Origin of the sequence: Pseudomonas sp. PB101 (genome assembly GCF_009764265.1) — a bacterium.
Classification (GTDB): domain Bacteria; phylum Pseudomonadota; class Gammaproteobacteria; order Pseudomonadales; family Pseudomonadaceae; genus Aquipseudomonas.
In genome coordinates this window covers 128675-149059 of the sequence record NZ_RWIR01000092.1, presented here as the reverse complement: position 1 = coordinate 149059, position 20385 = coordinate 128675, and the positions used below count along the sequence as shown (strand labels likewise).

The 20385-nt window shown below is 59.6% G+C and carries 12 protein-coding genes; 7 read left to right on the top strand and 5 right to left on the bottom strand.

What is annotated here, in order from left to right; all coding sequences use genetic code 11:
• Window positions 1-339: 339 nt before the first annotated feature.
• From putP to EI969_RS28115, 5 genes are all read left to right on the top strand, one after another.
• A complete protein-coding gene (putP, locus tag EI969_RS28135; protein WP_160390578.1) occupies window positions 340-1824 on the top strand; it encodes a sodium/proline symporter PutP in 1485 nt (494 codons plus the stop codon).
• Between the two features lie 283 nt (window positions 1825-2107).
• Window positions 2108-3523: a PAAR domain-containing protein gene (locus tag EI969_RS28130; protein ID WP_160390577.1), complete on the top strand. Its 1416-nt coding sequence runs from the start codon at window positions 2108-2110 to the stop codon at window positions 3521-3523.
• A complete protein-coding gene (locus tag EI969_RS28125; protein WP_160390576.1) occupies window positions 3520-3903 on the top strand; it encodes a hypothetical protein in 384 nt (127 codons plus the stop codon). The genes EI969_RS28130 and EI969_RS28125 overlap by 4 nt, the downstream gene beginning before the upstream one ends.
• A gap of 355 nt (window positions 3904-4258) precedes the next feature.
• Window positions 4259-4570 (top strand): hypothetical protein, encoded by a 312-nt coding sequence (locus EI969_RS28120; RefSeq protein ID WP_160390575.1) that lies wholly within the window; start codon window positions 4259-4261, stop codon window positions 4568-4570.
• 223 nt (window positions 4571-4793) lie between these two features.
• Entirely contained in the window at window positions 4794-5630 is an 837-nt protein-coding gene (locus tag EI969_RS28115) for a 23S rRNA (adenine(2030)-N(6))-methyltransferase RlmJ (RefSeq protein WP_108216288.1), read from the top strand.
• Between the two features lie 104 nt (window positions 5631-5734).
• Here EI969_RS28115 and msrA read toward each other — a convergent pair whose 3' ends face one another.
• The 5 genes from msrA to aceE form a co-directional block, all read right to left on the bottom strand.
• Entirely contained in the window at window positions 5735-6382 is a 648-nt protein-coding gene (gene msrA / locus EI969_RS28110) for a peptide-methionine (S)-S-oxide reductase MsrA (protein WP_160390574.1), read from the bottom strand.
• A gap of 63 nt (window positions 6383-6445) precedes the next feature.
• Entirely contained in the window at window positions 6446-9139 is a 2694-nt protein-coding gene (locus tag EI969_RS28105; protein ID WP_160390573.1) for a bifunctional diguanylate cyclase/phosphodiesterase, read from the bottom strand.
• 228 nt (window positions 9140-9367) lie between these two features.
• On the bottom strand, window positions 9368-10762 hold the full coding sequence (locus EI969_RS28100; RefSeq protein WP_160390572.1) for an alkaline phosphatase D family protein: 1395 nt from the start codon (window positions 10760-10762) through the stop codon (window positions 9368-9370).
• A gap of 455 nt (window positions 10763-11217) precedes the next feature.
• Complete coding sequence (aceF, locus tag EI969_RS28095) at window positions 11218-13167, bottom strand: dihydrolipoyllysine-residue acetyltransferase (RefSeq protein ID WP_160390571.1); 1950 nt, start codon at window positions 13165-13167, stop codon at window positions 11218-11220.
• An 11-nt stretch (window positions 13168-13178) separates the two neighbouring features.
• A complete protein-coding gene (gene aceE, locus EI969_RS28090) occupies window positions 13179-15824 on the bottom strand; it encodes a pyruvate dehydrogenase (acetyl-transferring), homodimeric type (protein WP_160390570.1) in 2646 nt (881 codons plus the stop codon).
• A gap of 383 nt (window positions 15825-16207) precedes the next feature.
• On the opposite strand from aceE, the gene glnE reads away from it, so the two are divergent.
• Window positions 16208-19147, top strand: a complete 2940-nt coding sequence (glnE, locus tag EI969_RS28085) for a bifunctional [glutamate--ammonia ligase]-adenylyl-L-tyrosine phosphorylase/[glutamate--ammonia-ligase] adenylyltransferase (RefSeq protein ID WP_160390569.1) — start codon at window positions 16208-16210, stop codon at window positions 19145-19147.
• A 203-nt stretch (window positions 19148-19350) separates the two neighbouring features.
• Entirely contained in the window at window positions 19351-20385 is a 1035-nt protein-coding gene (gene waaF, locus EI969_RS28080; protein ID WP_160390568.1) for a lipopolysaccharide heptosyltransferase II, read from the top strand.

Sequence of the window (20385 nt, the reverse complement as noted above, 5' to 3'; positions counted from 1 at the left end):
GAAATAAATTCTGGTACGGCGCTGCCGCCTCTGCTTGGTGCTTTTTAGGTTGGTCAGCGCTCTTTCTTGCTCCGAAAAGGAGCAAAAAACCGGGTTTGAAATTTATTTCCGACTGGGTGCAACTTATTCTCGAGAAACTGGTTGCACCTTATTTGCTTTGTTGAATAGCATTCGCGCCCAAGGTGCAACCCGAACAAAGTCCGGGTGTTCCGGCTGATGGCTTTCCTGGGGAAACATCAGTCATAAATGCGTGGCCCCCCGAATCGTCTGTCAAACGTATGCGTTTGCGAGCGGTTCACCAGCCGCCGCTACATAAAAACAAAGCCAGGGCGTAACTTAATGAGCGTAAGCAATCCAACCCTGATCACGTTCGTGATCTACATCGCAGCAATGGTGCTGATCGGCCTGATGGCCTATCGCTCCACCAACAACCTTTCCGACTACATCCTGGGCGGCCGCAGCCTGGGCAGCGTCGTGACTGCACTGTCCGCCGGTGCTTCCGACATGAGCGGCTGGTTGTTGATGGGCTTGCCCGGCGCCATCTACATGTCCGGCTTGTCCGAGAGCTGGATCGCCATCGGCCTGATCGTCGGCGCCTACCTGAACTGGCTGTTCGTCGCCGGCCGTCTGCGTGTGCAGACCGAGCACAACGGTGATGCGCTGACCCTGCCGGACTACTTCGCCAGCCGTTTCGAAGACAAGAGCGGCCTGCTGCGGATCATCTCCGCGGTCGTGATCCTGGTGTTCTTCACCATCTACTGCGCTTCCGGCATCGTGGCCGGTGCCCGTCTGTTCGAAAGCACCTTCGGCATGTCCTACGAGACTGCGCTGTGGGCCGGTGCTGCGGCGACGATTGCCTACACCTTTATCGGTGGATTCCTGGCGGTGAGCTGGACCGATACCGTACAAGCCACCCTGATGATCTTCGCGCTGATCCTGACGCCGATCATCGTGCTGCTGGCTACCGGCGGTGTAGACACCACGTTCCTGGCGATCGAAGCACAGGATCCAAGCAACTTCGACATGCTCAAGGGCACCACTTTCATCGGCATCATCTCGCTGATGGGCTGGGGTCTGGGCTACTTCGGCCAGCCGCACATCCTGGCGCGTTTCATGGCTGCCGATTCGGTCAAGTCGATCGCCAAGGCCCGTCGCATCTCCATGACCTGGATGATCCTGTGCCTGGGCGGCACCGTAGCTGTGGGCTTCTTCGGTATCGCTTACTTCTCGGCACATCCAGAGCTGGCCGGTGCCGTTACCGAAAACCCTGAGCGCGTGTTCATCGAACTGGCCAAGATCCTGTTCAACCCATGGATCGCGGGTATCCTGCTGTCGGCCATCCTGGCTGCAGTGATGAGCACCCTGAGCTGCCAGCTGCTGGTGTGCTCGAGCGCCCTGACCGAAGACTTCTACAAGACCTTCCTGCGTAAATCCGCTTCCCAGGTCGAGCTGGTCTGGGTCGGTCGCGCCATGGTGCTGCTGGTTGCCCTGATCGCCATCGCTCTGGCCTCCAACCCGGAAAACCGTGTACTGGGCCTGGTGAGCTACGCCTGGGCCGGTTTCGGTGCCGCGTTCGGTCCGGTCGTACTGATCTCCGTGATCTGGAAAGACATGACCCGCAACGGCGCACTGGCCGGTATTCTGGTCGGCGCGATCACCGTGATCGTCTGGAAACACTTCGAACTGCTGGGCCTGTACGAAATCATCCCAGGCTTCATCTTCGCCAGCCTGGCGATCTACTTCGTCAGCAAAATGGGCACGCCGACTGCCGGCATGTTCCAGCGTTTTGCGGCTGCAGAGAATGATTACCGCTTGAACAAGTAATCGTTTGAGGTCATCCCATCGCGGATGAAAGAACGGCTCGCAGCCTCAGGTTGCGGGCCGTTTTTTTTGCACCCTTGATATAAGGAGCGGGCATTGGACTTCCAGTGTCCGTGGTCCTTTTCAGTCCTAATCGTGAGAAATTTCCTGATTTTCCCGGCCGTATTGAGTTTCCTCCCCGTCCACGTACTTTGCGTTAGCCCGCTCTTCCCGAGTCGGCGTTATCCATCGTTAGACGTAGCGCGCTTCCCACGACTGAGGCGCCAGTAGAGAGGGAGATCAGTAAATGGCAAAGGGATACTTCATTCGTGAGGGCGACAAGACCACCTGCGGCGGCAAAGTTCTGGAGGGCGATACTCACATCATGATGTTTGGCTTCGCCCATGCGCGCGACGGTGACCGGGTTTCCTGCGGCAAAGACAATAAAATCTACGTGATTGCTGGCGGTGTTTCCTACATCAAAAGCAATGGCAGGATGGTGGCGGGGTCGCTGGATAGCTTCAGTAGTTGTCCTTGCAGAGCCGGGCTTATCCCGTCGCAGGACACGGCGGGCTACCAGTCCGAGCGCAGTGCTGCACCACACACCACGCGAACCGCTACTGCGCAAGCCGAGCCTGTCGCTGCGAGGGCTCCGGTAGCGTCACGATCATCCAGCTTTGCGCCGATGCCAACACTTCCCGTGCCGGTGCGTGACAACAGCGCAGAGTTAGTAGAGCCGGGCTTCTACATCGTTCCGAAGAGCACCACCCGCGAACAGCTTGAGGCCTCGCTTTTCACTCTTCGCGACCCGGCAGTGATGGGCAAATTCGAATTGCTCAATCCCAACCTGCGCGACGTCAAAGCCGGCTCGCTGATCGTGCTGAGCGATCCCAATAACTACCAGTGCACCCGTGAAGAAGCGCTGCTTATGGATGTGGCAGCCAGGACCAATCAGGTGCTTGAAACGCTTAGCCCGGAAGAAGCGGATTTCATGGTGCAACACCGGGATGCCATTCAGACGATCTTGGGCTTCGGATCTGGCGCCATTGGCGTCGGCGCGAGTATTTTCAAAAATAATCTGGATAACGTCGGCAATGCCTTGAGGGAGATTGAAGTCTTGCAACAGACGACGCTCCAAAGAGATGGGCATCTGCGCTCGCCGGCCTTTTTTGTAGAGCGACAGCGTTTGCTTGCACAACTCAACAGCCATATGACGACGCTGACCCGCAAGGGAATTGGGTTTCCCGACCACATCAATTTGAAAAATATGCTGGGCATCTCCAGTCAAAGCCTGGTTTATCACTGGAGCAATGCCAGTCCTTCCGGGCAAATACCCGGTCATGCCACGCATCTAGAAGGTGTGGCGAAGGCTTCTAAATACGTTAAATACGGCGGTTGGCTAGGTACTGCTGTCGGTGGAGGGGTATCTGTCTCGAACGTTCAGGAGGTATGTGCTGCAGGGCGTGCCGAAGCATGCGAGCGAATCAGGTTTACTGAGGCGGGAAGCTTTTCTGGCGGGATCATGGGAGGTGCCGCCGCGGGCGCTGTTTTGTCGGTAAAGGCCACCGGTAGGCTCTGCATTGCACTCGGGGTAACTAATGGCGGCTTGGGGACCGGGGTGTGCACCGCTGTGACGGTAACAACAGGGGCCTTGGTGGGCGGAGTAGTAGGTAGCGGCGTTGGCGAGTGGATTGGTGACGTTATCTACGAGGCAACGAGATGAGCAAAACGGAGACGATATTCGGTTTTATTGGAGGCGGAATCCTCCTGCTGATTTTCGTCTGGATCGTAGTAGCACTTCATATGGCTTACACCAAGATAGATATACTTTTCGAGCACCTAAAAAACAGCCCAGCAATTACGGCTCTCGCTTTCTGGCGACGCGGCGGGCCATGGTGGCGGTTGAGGATGATCAGCAGCATTGCCCATTACGTCTCAGCACCACGTGAAGGTATCGAAAACGGCAGTATCAGTGCTGAGGACATAGAGAGTCTTCCAAAGCCAATAAAGTGCAAGCTGGTTATTTTGTGGCGGAGCGTAATATTACTCTCAGGTGCACTATTTTTAGTGTGGTGCATTGGAAAAATTATTGGCACGATTTAATAAAGCACGCACTGGGGCTGCTGCGAATTTTCCGGGCAAGGTCCTAGGACGTTTCCTTCAAAACGTAGCGGTTTTCATGAAGTGGTGCGATGCGAGTTCCATCGATAGTCTTTAGCGGCCACTGACAATTCAGTGGTGGGGTGTAGGAACCCGTTAAGACCATGAGACACGCTTGGCATCGACACCTGATTTGCGGCCACTAACGTGCGACCGTAAGATCTGTTGCGGCGGCTGTGCGCGGGCACGCTTCGGCGTGGTCGAGTTCTCTGGTCTCGATATTCCTACCCCGCGTATGGCTGCCACCCAAGCCCGTAGGAAGGCCGATGGTAGTCCCACTTCTACCAGAGGTTAAAAAATGAAAACAATTTATCCCGACCCACCCTACGAAAAACCAACTCCCTATCCCGACAACCGCTTCATGGCATTGACCAGCAACTGCACCGACATGCCCACCCTGTTCGTCGATACCCAGGCGCCACTCGACATCCTCGCCGACACTGCCAACTACAGAATCCGCGCAGTCACCCAAGTGCTTGAGAATCTGTCCATGCGCGGTTCGATCGAGTGCGAGTCCTTCATCCTCAGCGATTTCGCCTTGCTCTGCGCCATTTCGTTGCGCGATGGCTGTGATGTGCTGGAAGTGGTTGGGCGGCGGTTGCGGGCGTAGCCTTCGCAGTAGCGGCAAGTACGCCTGATATCTGTAGGAGCCGGCTTGCTGGCGATAGCGGTGTGTCAGACGTTATCCATGTTGATTGATACACCGCCATCGCCAGCAAGCCGGCTCCTACAGGTTTGCGCCCTTGCAAGTCATTTGTCAGGGCCGCTTGGCCGCCAATCCCTGACTTGCCGGCCGGTAAAAGGTAAACTTCCCGGCCTGCGCAGGAGCAATCATGAATTATCGTCACGCCTTCCATGCCGGCAATCACGCCGATGTGTTCAAACACCTGACCTTGACCCGCCTCATCGCCCTGATGTCGCGCAAGGAGCAGCCGTTTGCCTATCTCGACACCCACGCTGGCATCGGTCTGTATGACCTTCAGGGTGATCAGGCCAGCCGTACCGGCGAGTACCTGGAAGGCATTGCGCGTTTGTGGGATCAGCCGGATCTGCCGATCCTGACCGCTGATTACATGCAGGTGCTGCATGAGATGAACCCGGATGGCCAGTTGCGCTATTACCCGGGGTCGCCGGAGCTGGCGAGGCGCCTGACTCGTCCGCAGGACCGTGTGTTGCTCAACGAGAAGCATCCGGAAGATGGCGTGCTGCTCAAGGACAACATGGCCGGTGATCGCCGGGTCAAGGTGCACCTGGGCGAAGGCTGGCATGTGCCCCGGGCCTTGCTGCCCGTGCCGGAGAAGCGTGCGGTGATGCTGATCGATCCGCCGTTCGAGAAGCTCGACGAGATGCAGCGCTGTGCCGCGTCGCTGAAAGAGGCGATTGGCCGGATGCGCCAGACCGTGGCGGCTATCTGGTACCCGGTGAAGGATCAGCGCGCGCTGCGTCGTTTCTACCAGGACCTGGCCGGTACCGGTGCGCCGAAGTTGTTGCGCGTGGAGTTGCTGGTGCATCCGCTGGATACGCCGAACAGCCTGAACGGTTCCGGGCTGGCGATTGCCAATCCGCCGTGGGGGCTGGAGGAAGAGTTGCGTGAACTGCTGCCGTGGTTGTCCGAGAAGCTTGGCCAGACCCAGGGTGGCTGGCGGATGGATTGGTTGATTGCCGAGTAATGCTCGGCCCGTAGGAGCCGGCTTGCTGGCGATAGCAGTCCAGAGTTCACCGCTGGACAGTCTGCCGCCATCGCCAGCAAGCCGGCTCCTAAAAGTGCTTTGTGTCAGATCGGGCAGGTCACGCCCGTACCGCCAATCCCGCAATAACCTTCAGGGTTCTTCGCCAGATACTGCTGGTGATACGCCTCGGCGAAATAAACCGTTGGGGCTTCTTCGATTTCGGTGGTGATGACGCCTTTGCCGGCCTTGGTCAGTTCGACCTGGAACACTTCTTTGCTGTGTTCGGCGGCGGCCAGTTGCGTCGGGTTGGTCGCATAGATCACCGAGCGATACTGGGTGCCGATGTCGTTGCCCTGGCGCATGCCCTGGGTCGGGTTGTGCAGTTCCCAGAACATCTTCAGCAATTCTTCGTAACTGACTTTTGCCGGCTCGTAGACCACCAGCACCACTTCGGTGTGGCCGGTCAGGCCTGAGCAGACTTCTTCATACGTAGGGTTTGGCGTGAAGCCGCCGGCGTAACCCACCACGGTGCTGACCACGCCTTCACGCTGCCAGAAGCGACGTTCTGCGCCCCAGAAGCAGCCGAGGCCGAAGATTGCAAAGTCGACATCGGAGGCGAACGGGCCCAGTAGCGGGGCGTCGTGGACGAAATGTCTTTCCGGCAGGTTCATCGGGGTTTCGCGGCCAGGCAGAGCTTGTTCTTTAGTAGGGAGCACGTTTTTGTTCACCAGGATTTCCGAGCGCAGAACCATGATCAGTCCTCTCAGTCAGGATAATTAGACAGACAAACAGTTTGCCCGAGAGTTGGGTCGCTGTCAGGCGATTGGGCCACGCGGGTAGCGTTTGAGCTTTTCGATCAGCTCGTTGCCCGGGATCGGACGGTCGAACAGGTAGCCCTGGCCGACGTCGCAGCGGTGACGGCGCAGGAACGACAACTGCTCGGCGGTTTCGACGCCTTCAGCCACGACCTTGAGCTTCAGGTTGTGGGCCATGGCGATCACCGCGGAGGTGATTTCCATGTCGTCCTGGTTGTCCGGGATTTCGTGGATGAAGCTTCGATCTATCTTGATGATGTCGATGGGGAATTTTTTCAAGTAGCTGAGCGACGAGTAACCGGTGCCGAAGTCGTCCATGGCCAGGGTCAGGCCCAGGCGCTTGAGCTGGTCGAGCTGCAGGTGGGTGTCTTCGGTGGCTTCCAGCAGCAGGCCCTCAGTCAGCTCAAGCTCCAGCAAATGAGCCGGCAGGGCTTCTTCCTTGAGGATGTTGGCGATGGAGGCCACCAGGTCCGGATCGGAGAACTGCTTGGGCGACAGGTTGATCGCCACTTGCAGGTTACCCAGGCCGGCGGCGGTCAGCGCTTTGCTCATGCGGCAGGCCTGGCGGGCGATCCATTTGCCGATCGGAATGATCAGGCCGGTTTCTTCGGCGACGCTGATGAACTGGTCAGGGCGGATCATGCCCTTTTCCGGATGGTCCCAGCGCAGCAACGCTTCCATGCCCAGCAGGCGACCGCTGCGCAGGCACAGCTTGGGCTGGTAGAACACATCAAGTTCGTTCTGGGTCAGGGCGCGGCGCAGGTTGTTTTCGACGAACAGCTTGTAGCTGGCCTCGGCGTTCAGCGCTTCGGTGAACACTTGCACCTGGTGTTTGCCGTTGGCCTTGGCCTTGTGCAGCGCCAGGCCGGCGTTGCGCATCAGGGTTTGCGGGTCGCGCCCGTGCAGCGGCGCGCAGGCCAGGCCCACGGAGCCGGTGACGCTGATCAACTGGTTGTCGACGAACATCGGTTTGTCGAGGGTCGCCAGCAGTTGGTTGGCCACTTGCTGGCCCACCGTGAGGTCGCTGTTGTCCAGCAATACGGCGAATTCGTTACTGGCGAATCGCGCCAGGCTGCCGCTCGGGATCAAGCTGTTGCGTAGGCGCCGGGCCAGGCTGATCAGCAGTTTGTCGCCGGTCTGGTGGCCGAGGCTGTCGTTGATCCGCTTGAAGTTGTCGATGTCCACCAGCAACAGGCTGATCGGCGCGTCGCTGTCCCGGGCGAAGCGTTCATCGAGGTTGCGGATGAAGGCCGGGCGGTTGCCGAGATTGGTCAGGTTGTCCGTGTAGGCCAGGCGCTCGATGCGCTGCTGGGCCAGCTTGGTCTGGGTGATGTCTTCGTAGATGCCGATGTAGTGGGTCAGTTCGCGGTTGTCGCCGTAAACCTTGGAGATCGACAACTGGCCCCAGTAGGGTTCGAGGTTTTTCCGGCGGCTCTTGAATTCGCCCTGCCAGCTGTTGCTCTTGGCCAGCGCCGAGGGCGCGTCGAACAGCAGTTCGCTGAGGTTCTCCAGGGCCGGTAGTTCCGACAGGCGCTGACCGTGCACTTCTTCGGTTGAATACTGGGTGATCGCGGTGAAGCTCGGGTTGACGTACTCCACCACGCCATCGCAGTTGACCAGCAAAAAGGCGTTGGCACTCTGTTCGACGGCACGCTGAAACAGGTGCAGGGCGCTGGTGGCGGTTCGGCGGTTGTGGTTGCTGATGACCTGGGCAAACTGGTCGGCGAGTTCGCCGGCGAAGGCGATTTCATCAGATTGCCAGGCGCGGGTCGCGCCGGTCTGCTCCAGGCACAGAACGCCAACGACCTGGCCATCGACACGGATACTGGCGTCGAGCATTGCGTTGACGTCGCGCGGGCGCAGGCTCTCGGCCATCTCCCGGGTGCGCGGGTCGCGCATGGCGTTATGGGCGTCGATGGCGCGGCCGGTGTGCAAGGCGTCGAGGTAATCGGGGAAAACGCTGACGTCGATCGGCTGCGGCAGCAGGTATTCCTGATTCGCACGGTGATAGGCCGAGATCGGCACCAGCATCGAGCCTTCGAGGCTCCACAGGCTGGCGCAGTCGATTTGGTAAATGTCGCAGGCGCTGCGGGTGATCAGCTCGGCAGCTTCGCGCAAGGAGTTGTTGCTGCTGTAGCGTTGACGGGTCAGCAGCAGGATCAGGTCCTGCTGGGCACGTACCCGGTCCAGATGCAGCAGTTGCTCCTGCTGGGCGCGCTGATTGAGCTCCAGGGCGATTTGCAGGCGCGAGTTCTGGGTTTCCAGATCCAGGGCCGGTTGCAGCGGGTCATCCTCGAACAGGCCGTCAATGACCAGCAGGTAGCCGCGCAACAGGTGGCGATTGTGTTGTTTGTAGGCTTCGCCCAGCTCCAGCAGATTCAGGGAGCCCGAGGCCGTGTGCAGGGTGTAGCGGATCAGGTAATGCGTGCTTTGGGTCAGCTGTTGCTGGATCGCATCGTGAAGTTGATAGCGCGCTTCCGGTTCCATCAGGCTGGCGTAGGGCGAACCCACCAGCGCACACAGCTCCACGGCCGGCAGGCCGAACTGGCGTTCGCAATTGGGATCGAGAAACAGCAGCGCCCAGCTGGGTTCATTAAGCCGTTCGAAACGCAGCATGCCGAGCCGCGAGGGCACAGGCAACTGCGTCACTACCTCGGCCACCATACGGCTGGCGGCATCGGGTTGGCTTTTCATGGAGGGAAACTCGCTTCGAATATGCTGAACGCGCTGGGCTCACGCCCTCTTTACTGTTGCCTGCGGCAAGGTTGCATCATTGCGACACCGACTGACAAGAGAGATGAAGGCCAAGTGCTATAAGAATATGTCGGCAGGTGCGAAGATTTCTGCAGTTTCCAGTAAAAAGTATTGCTATTGATCAGATCGCAGCCTTCGGAGTCGTCTCGAAGGCCGTGATTTTTGCCGTCAACGCAATTCAATGCCTGTCGATTGCAATAGCTTGCCATCGCGATCGTGGTAATTGACCCGGATGCGTTTTGCGTCGATGACCAGATGCGCGAAGTTATCCTGACTGATGACTTTACCGGTCAATTCCTGCCGATATTCGCCTGCGGCGGTGCGTGCCAGCGGACGGTCGAGGATAAAGCCGGATTGACTGGCATAGGGCAGCAGCCTGGAGTTGCACAAGGGCGACGAAACGATGGTGTGCACTTCGAAGTCCGGGTCTTCGCTGTGGGTCAGTCGGCTGGTCATGGAGGCGTGGACGTCACCGGCAACGAATATGACATTCTTCAGCCGGTGCGTACGAATGGTCTCCAGCAACCGCAGCCGTTGCTCGGGAAATCCGGCCCAGGCGTCATCCCCGTTTTGCCTGGCATCGGGGAAGAACATCACGCTGGTGACCACCAGTTTGACCCGCGCCGGGCTGTTGATCAGCCATTGGCACAGGGCATATTCCTGTTCGACATCCAGCAGGCGCCGATCATCGGCCGATAGATTGCGCCGGGTGCGACTATCGGTGACAAACCATTCGATATCGCCATCGGTGAACTGATACCAATAGTGCTTCGCCAGTCGGCTGATCCGGCCGTCGTCAAGTAATTCAAATACCGGGCTGTGGCTGGCTTGATATATCTCATAAGCACTTATGGCGTTGTTATATAAAATATCATCGCCTGATCTTTTCTTGTCTGGCCAGTTGTCTTCAATTTCGTGATCGTCGAGGATCATGTAAGTCGATACATTGGCCATTAATCTGGAAATATGTGGCTGAGAGAACGCCGCACGGTATTTCGCGAGTATTTGCTGATATTCACGATCAGGCGCGAAAAAATTCAAATCGTCGACATAGATCTGATCGCCAGCCATCAACATCGCGCTGACCGGAGGGTCGGCTTGTTCTGCCAATTGCGCAATCGAGGCGAATATCCGGTCGCCCCACTCTGGCGCCGACGCAACGCCGGCGGTCATTCTCAGGTAGCGGCATGAACCGACGAAATAGCCACGTGGCGTGGTGGACGTGGCGGAGCGCGTACGCAGGCGATAGAGTTCCTGCGGCCATCGCAGCGGCAGTTCCTGCAGTGAATCTGCGGTGTGCCCGGCACTCTCGGTACTGAACCAGCCGGCCTGGTATTCATATTCGGTATCGGGCGCGAGGTTATCGAGAACAAGGACATCGGACATGTCCTGCAGACTTGTCAGTCTTGTAAAGATGGTTTCGATCCATTGTTCATGCCCGGATTGCCGATAACGGATGCCGGCAAATACGGGTGCACTCTCTTGCGCTGCGCCGCGCACAAATATACGCGCATGATTGGTTGTAGTGTGGCCAATAATTGGCCCAACAGTTGGTTTTAACATGTTTGAGTCCATTCGCTGCCAGTTAATGGGTAGTTGGTTGTTTCGGATGTAATGGAGGGTATTCAGCCAAGACTAGTTATTTGGCCTGAATAAATATCTGGCAGAAATGGATTCGAGTTGTGGGCGATATCAGCCACAAATGTAGGAAGGCGTATGAAACAGGAACTTCATGCAATCCCGGGAAACACCGACAACGCAATACCTGTAGGAGCCGGCTTGCCGGCGATGGACTCAAGTGCGCCGCGTTTATCCGGTTTACACGCGTTATCGTTAACGACCATCGCCAGCAAGCCGGCTCCTACAAGGGACCATGCCCACGCTGAAAATGAAGTGACCTCCAAGCCAGTGAAATAACCAAAAAAAAGCCCCGCCAAATTGGCGGGGTTGAGGTACGAGCGTGGCGCTCGGAAACGTGGAACGCAACTGGCCCTCCGGTGAAGGAGGGCCGGTCGGTGTTACAGGAGCATGGTGCGGATGTCGCCCAACAGGTCGCTCAGACGCTTGGTGAAGCGTGCGGCAGCGGCGCCGTTGATCACACGGTGATCGTAGGACAGCGACAGTGGCAGCATCAGTTTCGGCTGGAAGGCTTTACCGTCCCAGACTGGCTGGATGGTTGCCTTGGAAACACCGAGGATCGCCACTTCCGGCGCGTTGACGATCGGCGTGAAGCCGGTGCCGCCAATGTGGCCGAGGCTGGAAATGGTGAAGCAGGCGCCTTGCATCTCGTCCGACGAGAGCTTCTTGGTCCGGGCTTTTTCAGCCAGGGAAGCGGCCTCGGCGGCCAGTTGCAGCAGGCTTTTCTGGTCGACGTTCTTGATGACCGGTACCAGCAGGCCATCCGGGGTGTCGACGGCGAAGCCGATGTTCACGTATTTCTTGCGGATGATCGCTTTGCCGCTTGGCGCCAGCGAGCTGTTGAAGTCCGGCAGTTCCTTGAGCAGGTGCGCACAGGTCTTGAGCAGCAGCGGCAGGACGGTCAGCTTGACGCCGGCCTTCTCGGCAACGGCTTTCTGGGCAACGCGGAACGCTTCGAGCTCGGTGATATCCGCCGAATCGAATTGCGTCACGTGCGGCACGTTCAGCCAGCTGCGGTGCAGGTTGGCGGCGCCGACCTGCATCAGGCGGGTCATCGGCACTTCTTCGATTTCACCGAAGCGGCTGAAGTCCACGACCGGAATCGGCGGGATGCCCGCGCCACCGGTTGCGCCAGCAGCAGCGGCCGGTGCTTCCTTGGCCTTTTGCATCATGGCCTTGACGTAAACCTGCACGTCTTCCTTCAGGATGCGACCGTGTGGACCGCTGGCGCCAACGGCGTTCAGCTCGACGCCGAACTCGCGGGCCAGTTGACGCACGGCAGGGCCGGCGTGAACTTTTGCACCAGGCTTGGCTGGAGCAGCGGCCGGGGCAGCAGCAGGTGCAGCGGCGGCAGGAGCAGCAGCTGGAGCCGCTGCACTCGGAGCAGCAGCGGCAGGTGCCGGTGCAGCGGCCGGAGCGGCGCCTTTGACTTTCAGCTTGAGGATCAGGTCGCCGGTGCCGACTTCGTCATCGAGCTTGATGGAAACGCTTTCCACCACGCCAGCGGCAGGCGATGGAATTTCCATGCTGGCCTTGTCGGACTCCAGGGTGATCAGCGACTGGTCGGCCACAACGGTGTCGCCGGCCTTGACCAGGACTTCGATGATCTTGGCCTTGCCCGACGAACCGATGTCCGGAACGTGGATGTCCTGAACGCTGTCGGCAACCGGTGCAGCCGGAGCTGCTGTAGGAGCAGGCGCAGCGGCGGCAGCTGGAGCGGCAGCCTGGGCCGGAGCAGCTGCCGGTGCCGCAGCACCTGCCACTTCCAGGTCCAGGATCAGGTCGCCAGTGCCGACTTCGTCGTTGAGCTTGACGCTGATGGCCTTGACCACGCCAGCGGCAGGCGACGGGATTTCCATGCTGGCCTTGTCGGATTCCAGGGTGATCAGCGACTGGTCGGCCACAACGGTGTCGCCGACCTTGACCTGGATCTCGATGATCTGGGCCTTGCCCGACGAACCGATGTCCGGCACGTGCACTTGCTGAACGCTGGCGGCAGCCGGCGCAGCAGCAGGTGCCGCGGCGGCAGGGGCTGCAGCCGGCTTGGCTTCAGCCTTGGCCGCTGGTGCAGCGGCAGCCGCAGGAGCAGCAGCGGCACCTTCGACTTCCAGCTCGAGCAGTTCGTCGCCTTCTTTCAGGCGATCGCCCAGCTTCACTTTCAGGCTCTTGATGATACCGGCCTTCGGCGCAGGCACTTCCATGCTCGCCTTGTCCGACTCAAGTGTCAGGATGCTCTGGTCGGCTTCGATACGGTCGCCGACCTTCACAAACAGTTCAATTACTTCACCTTCACCGCTGCCGATGTCAGGTACGCGAATGAGTTCGCTCACAGAATCTCTCCTCAGCAGTCCAGTGGGTTGCGTTTTTCCGGGTTGATACCGAACTTGGCGATGGCTTCAGCCACCACTTTAGGTTCGATGTCACCACGGTCAGCCAGTGCTTCCAGGGCTGCCAACACCACGAAATGACGGTCGACTTCGAAGAAATGACGCAGTTTCTTGCGGCTGTCGCTGCGGCCGAAACCGTCGGTGCCCAGGACTTTGAATTCCTTGGACGGTACCCACTGACGGATCTGCTCGGCGAACAGTTTCATGTAGTCGGTCGATGCGATGACCGGACCTTTACGGCCGTTCAGGCACTCTTCCACAAAGCTCAGCTTAGGCTTCTGGCCCGGGTGCAGACGGTTGGTGCGCTCAACGGCCAGGCCGTCGCGACGCAGTTCGTTGAAGCTGGTAACGCTCCACACGTCGGCGCCGACGTTGAACTCTTCACGCAGGATCTTCGCTGCTTCACGGACTTCACGCAGGATGGTGCCGGAGCCCATCAGCTGAACGTGGTGCGCCGCTTCGCGGTTGTCTTCTTCGAGCAGGTACATGCCTTTCTTGATGCCTTCTTCGGCACCGGCCGGCATGGCTGGCTGCTGGTACGACTCGTTCATCACGGTGATGTAGTAGAAGACGTCCTGTTGCTCTTCGGTCATCTTCTTCATGCCGTCCTGAATGATCACCGCCAGCTCGTAGCCGTAGGTTGGATCGTAGGTGCGGCAGTTCGGGATGGTCGAGGCCAGCAGATGGCTGTGACCGTCTTCGTGTTGCAGGCCTTCACCGTTCAGGGTGGTACGGCCGGCGGTGCCGCCGATCAGGAAGCCACGGGTACGGCTGTCGCCAGCGGCCCAGGCCAGGTCACCGATACGCTGGAAGCCGAACATCGAGTAGAAGATGTAGAACGGCAGCATCGGCTGGTTGTGGCTGGAGTACGAAGTACCGGCAGCGATGAAGGAGCTCATGGCGCCCGCTTCGTTGATGCCTTCTTCGAGGATCTGGCCCTTCTGGTCTTCCTTGTAGAACATCACTTGGTCTTTATCGACTGGCTCGTAGAGCTGGCCGACGGAGGAGTAGATGCCCAACTGACGGAACATGCCTTCCATACCGAAGGTACGGGCTTCGTCCGGGATGATCGGCACGATGCGCGGACCGATTTCCTTGTCCTTGACCAGTTGCGCGAGGATGCGCACGAAGGCCATGGTGGTGGAGATTTCACGGTCGCCCGAGCCGTCCAGGATTGCCTTGAGGGTATCCAGTGGCGGAGTCGGAACGCTGAAGCTTTGCGCGCGGCGCTGTGGCACGAAACCGCCCAGTGCGGTACGGCGCTCGCTCAGGTAACGGGCTTCGGCGCTGCCTTCTTCCGGTTTGAAGAACGGCAGGTTTTCCAGTTCATCGTCCTTGACCGGGATGTCGAAACGATCGCGGAACAACTTCAGGCTTTCGACATCGACCTTCTTGGTGTTGTGCGCGGTGTTCTTCGCTTCGCCGGCACCGGTGCCATAACCCTTGATGGTCTTGGCCAGGATGACGGTTGGTTGTTCTTTGTGGTTGACCGCTTCGTGGTACGCCGCGTAGACCTTGTACGGGTCGTGGCCGCCACGGTTGAGCTTCCAGATCTCGTCGTCGGACAGGTCTTCGACCATCGCCTTGAGTTCCGGCGTGTTGAAGAAGTGTTCACGTACGAACGCGCCGTCTTTGGCTTTGTAATTCTGGTACTCGCCGTCGATGACTTCGTCCATGCGACGTTGCAGGATGCCGTCGACGTCCTTGGCCAGTAGTGGGTCCCAGAAACGGCCCCAGATGACTTTGGTCACGTTCCACTGAGCACCGCGGAACACACCTTCGAGTTCCTGGATGATCTTGCCGTTGCCGCGAACCGGGCCGTCGAGGCGCTGCAGGTTGCAGTTGATGACGAAGATCAGGTTGTCCAGCTTCTCGCGGCCGGCCAGGGAGATCGCGCCCAGGGATTCCGGCTCGTCGCACTCGCCGTCGCCCAGGAAGCACCAGACTTTCTGTTTGCCCGGCTGGATGAAGCCACGGTGTTCCAGGTACTTCATGAAGCGTGCCTGGTAGATCGCCTGGATCGGGCCCAGACCCATGGATACGGTCGGGAACTGCCAGAAGTCAGGCATCAGCCAAGGGTGCGGGTAGGACGACAGGCCCTGACCGTCGACTTCCTGGCGGAAGTTGTTCATCTGGTCTTCGGTGATGCGGCCTTCCATGAATGCGCGGGCGTAAACGCCTGGCGAGGTGTGGCCCTGGAAGTAGATCAGGTCGCCGCCGTGTTCATCGGTCGGGGCCTGGAAGAAGTAGTTGAAGCCGATGTCATACAGGGTCGCACTGGAAGCGAAGCTGGAGATGTGACCGCCGAGGTCAGAATCTTTCAGGTTCGTACGCATTACCATGGCCATCGCGTTCCAGCGTACCAACGAGCGAATGCGGCGTTCCATGAACAGGTCGCCAGGCATGCGTGCTTCGTGGGTAACGGGGATCGTGTTGCGGTAAGGCGTGGTGATGGCGTAAGGCAACTGCGAACCGCTGCGGGTCGCGAGTTCACCCATACGGGTCATCAGATAGTGAGCACGGTCTTCGCCTTCTTTGTCGAGAACCGATTCCAGGGCGTCCAGCCATTCCTGGGTTTCGACGGGATCGAGGTCTTGCATGGCTTGCTCCAGGGCGGAAAGGCTACCAGAATCGGTTGCCTGAGTTAGCGACTGGCCTTGTGGGCAGACGTTATGAATTCTTGGATTGCCGACAGGTTGTTCCGGCGGCGTGTAGTTTTACTACAAATCTTCCGGCATTTCAGCCCGTCTAATGTATATACGAGTAGTAAAACTACAGATGAGCGGCTTGTGGCCCACGGCTGCGTTGTGAGAATAATCGTTAAGGTTGGTCTTTTTCCAACTACAAAAGGTAAAAGCTTGATGCTGGCTGCCAAAATAAAAGAAATTTCAGCTATTTCTAACTTTTGTTCGACAGTCCCTCAGGTAGTGGGTTTTCGAAAACCACTACATGCAGTCCGTTGTACGCCGATCAAGGATAGACCATGAGCCTCCCTTCGCTTGCTGAACTGCCCGCCATTCTCCTGCCGTTTGTCTCCCGCGCCGAGCAGTCGTTCCGGGCTGCCGTCGCCGCTTTGGACGATGACCACGGGCTGTCTGCCTGGACGCCGGAACGCTGGGCGCAATTCGCCCGCGTGACAGCTGCCAGCGATTTCGTGATTGAACAGTGTGTCCGTGACCCTTTGATGATGCTGCAGCTGGTGCAGTCCGGTGAGCTGGACCGCCGCTACGCTCCCGGAGAGTTGTGCGCGCAGATCGCGGCCGCCGTGAGCGTGGCCGAGACCGACGATCTGCTTGGTCGCGCCTTGCGTCGCCAGCGTGCGCGCCATCAGGTGCGGATCATCTGGCGCGACCTGACCCGCCTGGCCGACCTGGTGCAGACCTGCCGCGACCTTTCGGACATGGCCGATGCCAGCATCGATCAGGCCTATCAATGGTTGTATGTGCGTCATTGCCAGCAGTTCGGCGTACCGACCGGGCGACGCAGTGGCGAGCCGCAGCAAATGGTCATTCTCGGCATGGGCAAGCTCGGTGCCGTGGAGCTGAACCTGTCGTCGGACATCGACCTGATTTTCGCCTATCCCGAGGGCGGCGAAACCGTCGGCGTGAAACGTGCGCTGGATAACCAGGAGTTCTTCATTCGCCTGGGCCAGCGGCTGATCAAGGCCCTGGACCCGATGACCGTCGACGGCTTTGTATTCCGCGTCGACATGCGCTTGCGTCCGTATGGTTCGTCGGGCGCGCTGGTCCTGAGTTTCAATGCGCTGGAGCAGTATTATCAGGACCAGGGGCGCGACTGGGAGCGCTACGCGATGATCAAGTCGCGGGTGGTGGCCGGCGATCAAGTGGCCGGCGCGCAACTGCAGGACATGCTGCGGCCGTTCGTTTACCGGCGTTACCTGGACTTCTCCGCCATTGAAGCGCTGCGCACAATGAAGCAGCTGATCCAGCAGGAAGTGCGGCGCAAGGGCATGGCCGACAACATCAAGCTGGGTTCCGGCGGTATTCGCGAAGTCGAGTTCATTGCCCAGGCGTTCCAGTTGATTCACGGCGGCCGCGATCTGAGCTTGCAGCAACGTCCGCTATTAAAGGTGCTGAGCACACTGGAAGGGCAGGGCTACCTGCCGCCGGCGGTGATCAGCGAGCTGCGTGAAGGCTACGAATTCCTGCGATACACCGAACACGCGATCCAGGCGATTGCCGACCGCCAGACGCAAATGTTGCCCGATGGCGAGCAGGATCAGGCGCGCATTGCCTTTATGCTGGGTTTCGCCAACTGGACGGCCTTCCACGAACAACTGATGTACTGGCGCGGCCGCGTGGCCTGGCACTTCGGGCAGGTGATCGCCGATCCCGACGAAGAGCAGGGCGCCGAAAGCGAAGTGGTGGTCGGCGGTGAGTGGTTGCCGTTGTGGGAAGAGGCCCAGGACGATGAGGCCGCTTGCCGCCAGCTGGAAGAAGGTGGTTTCAAGGATGCTCCCAAGGCCTTGAATGCGTTGGCCGGCTTGCGCAGCAGCCCGCAATTGCGGGCGATGCAGCGTCTGGGGCGCGAACGTCTCGATGCCTTTATCCCGCGTTTGCTCGCGCAGGCCGTGGAACATGCCAATCCGGACCTGGTGCTGGAACGCGTGCTGCCGCTGGTCGAAGCCGTGGCCCGTCGTTCTGCGTACCTGGTGCTGTTGACCGAGAACCCCGGCGCCTTGCGGCGTTTGCTGACGCTGTGCGCGGCGAGCCCATGGATCGCCGAGCAAATCACCCGTTTCCCGCTGCTGCTCGATGAATTGCTCAACGAAGGCCGGCTGTTCAAGCCGCCATTGGCGCCGGAACTGGCTGCCGAACTGCGCGAGCGCCTGACGCGGATTCCCGAGGACGACCTCGAACAGCAAATGGAAGCCCTGCGCCACTTCAAGCTGGCGCACCGCTTGCGGGTGGCCGCCTCGGAAATCGCCGGCAGCCTGCCGCTGATGAAAGTCAGCGATTATCTGACCTGGCTCGCCGAAGCGATTCTCGAGCAAGTGCTGGCCCTGGCCTGGCGCCAGACCGTGGCCAAGTACGGCACGCCGCTGCGCACCGACGGCAGCTTGTGCGATCCCGGCTTCATCATTGTCGGTTATGGGAAAGTCGGCGGCCTGGAACTCGGGCATGGTTCGGACCTGGACCTGGTGTTCATCCACGACGGCGATCCGCAGGCCGAGACCGATGGGCCAAAACCCATCGACGGCGCGCAATTTTTCACCCGTCTGGGGCAACGGATCATTCACTTGCTGACAGCGCAGACCAACTCCGGCCAGCTGTACGAAGTGGACATGCGTCTGCGGCCGTCCGGTGCGTCGGGGTTGTTGGTGAGTTCCCTGGGGGCGTTTGCCCGCTATCAGGAGAACGAAGCCTGGACCTGGGAGCACCAGGCGCTGGTGCGGGCGCGGGTGCTGGTGGGCAGTCAGGATGTCGGCCAGGCCTTCGAGAAAGTCCGCGCCGCGATACTGGGCAAGACGCGTGATCTGCCGACCCTGCGCCAGGAGGTCAGCGAGATGCGCGCCAAGATGCGCGATAACCTCGGCAGCAAGAGCACGGCGGCCGGCACCGGGGCAAATGCCTTCGAAGCCACGGCGCCGTTCGATATCAAGCAGGACGCCGGAGGTATCGTCGATATTGAATTTATGGTGCAATACGCGGCCCTGGCGTGGTCGGAAACACACCCGCCATTGCTGCGCTGGACGGACAACATCCGCATTCTGGAAGAGCTGGAGCATGAAGGGCTGATGCCCGTCGAAGATGCCGGCCTGTTGCGTGAAGCGTATAAAGCGTACCGTTCCGCCGCCCACCGGCAGGCTCTGCAGAAGAACCCGGGGGTGATACCGGCTGACCAGTTCGCGGAAGAACGGCGGCAGGTCATGCGGATCTGGCGCGAGCTGGGGCTAGGCTGAAACGGGATATTCGATACGCCAATATTCCCTGTAGGAGCGAGCTCGCTCGCGATGGTCGTTAACGATGACGCGGCAAGCCTGATGCCCCGCGGAGTTCTCAGGTTCATCGCGAGCACGCTCGCTCCTACAGTAGATTTGCGTTGTTTTGTAGAATTTTCGAGGCGGGGAGGCGTAGGCCTCCCCGGTTCGTTTATGGAAACCACATGAAAATTCTGATCGTTGGGCCCAGTTGGGTCGGTGACATGGTGATGGCGCAGACACTGTTCCAGTGTTTGAAACAACGCCACCCGCAATGCGAAATCGACGTGCTGGCCCCCGAGTGGAGCCGGCCGATTCTTGAGCGCATGCCCGAAGTGCGCCAGGCCTTGAGCTTTCCGCTCGGTCACGGCGTGCTGGAGCTGGCGACGCGTCGGCGCATCGGCAAATCCCTGGCCGGTCAGTACGACCAGGCGATCCTGCTGCCCAACTCCTTGAAGTCGGCGCTGGTGCCGTTCTTTGCCGGCATCGCGAAACGCACCGGCTGGCGTGGCGAGTTCCGCTATGGCCTGCTCAATGACGTGCGCACGCTGGATAAAGATCGCTATCCGCTGATGATCGAACGCTTCATGGCCCTGGCTTACGAGCCGGGCGTCGAGTTGCCGAAACCCTATCCGCGTCCGACGCTGCAGATCGACCCGGTTACCCGCCAGGCGGCCCTGGCCAAGTTCGGCCTGACCCTCGACCGCCCGGTGTTGGCCCTGTGCCCCGGCGCCGAGTTCGGCGAGTCCAAGCGCTGGCCGTCCGAGCATTACGCCAAGGTCGCTGAAGCGAAGATCCGCGAAGGCTGGCAAGTCTGGCTGTTCGGTTCGAAAAACGATCACGCCGTGGGCGAAGACATCCGCGCGCGGTTGATTCCCGGCCTGCGCGAAGAGTCGGTCAACCTCAGCGGCGGCACCTCGCTGGCCGAAGCCATCGACCTGCTGTCCTGTGCCGACTCCGTGGTGTCCAACGACTCCGGCCTGATGCACGTCGCCGCCGCGCTCAACCGCCCGCTGGTGGCGGTCTACGGGTCGACGTCGCCGGGCTTCACGCCACCGTTGGCCGAGCATGTGGAAATCGTGCGCCTGGGCATCGAGTGCAGCCCGTGCTTCGATCGCACCTGCCGTTTCGGCCATTACAACTGCCTGCGCCAGCTCATGCCGCAGGCTGTGAACGAAGCCTTGCAGCGGTTGCAGGGCACTGTGGTCGAGGTCAAATAG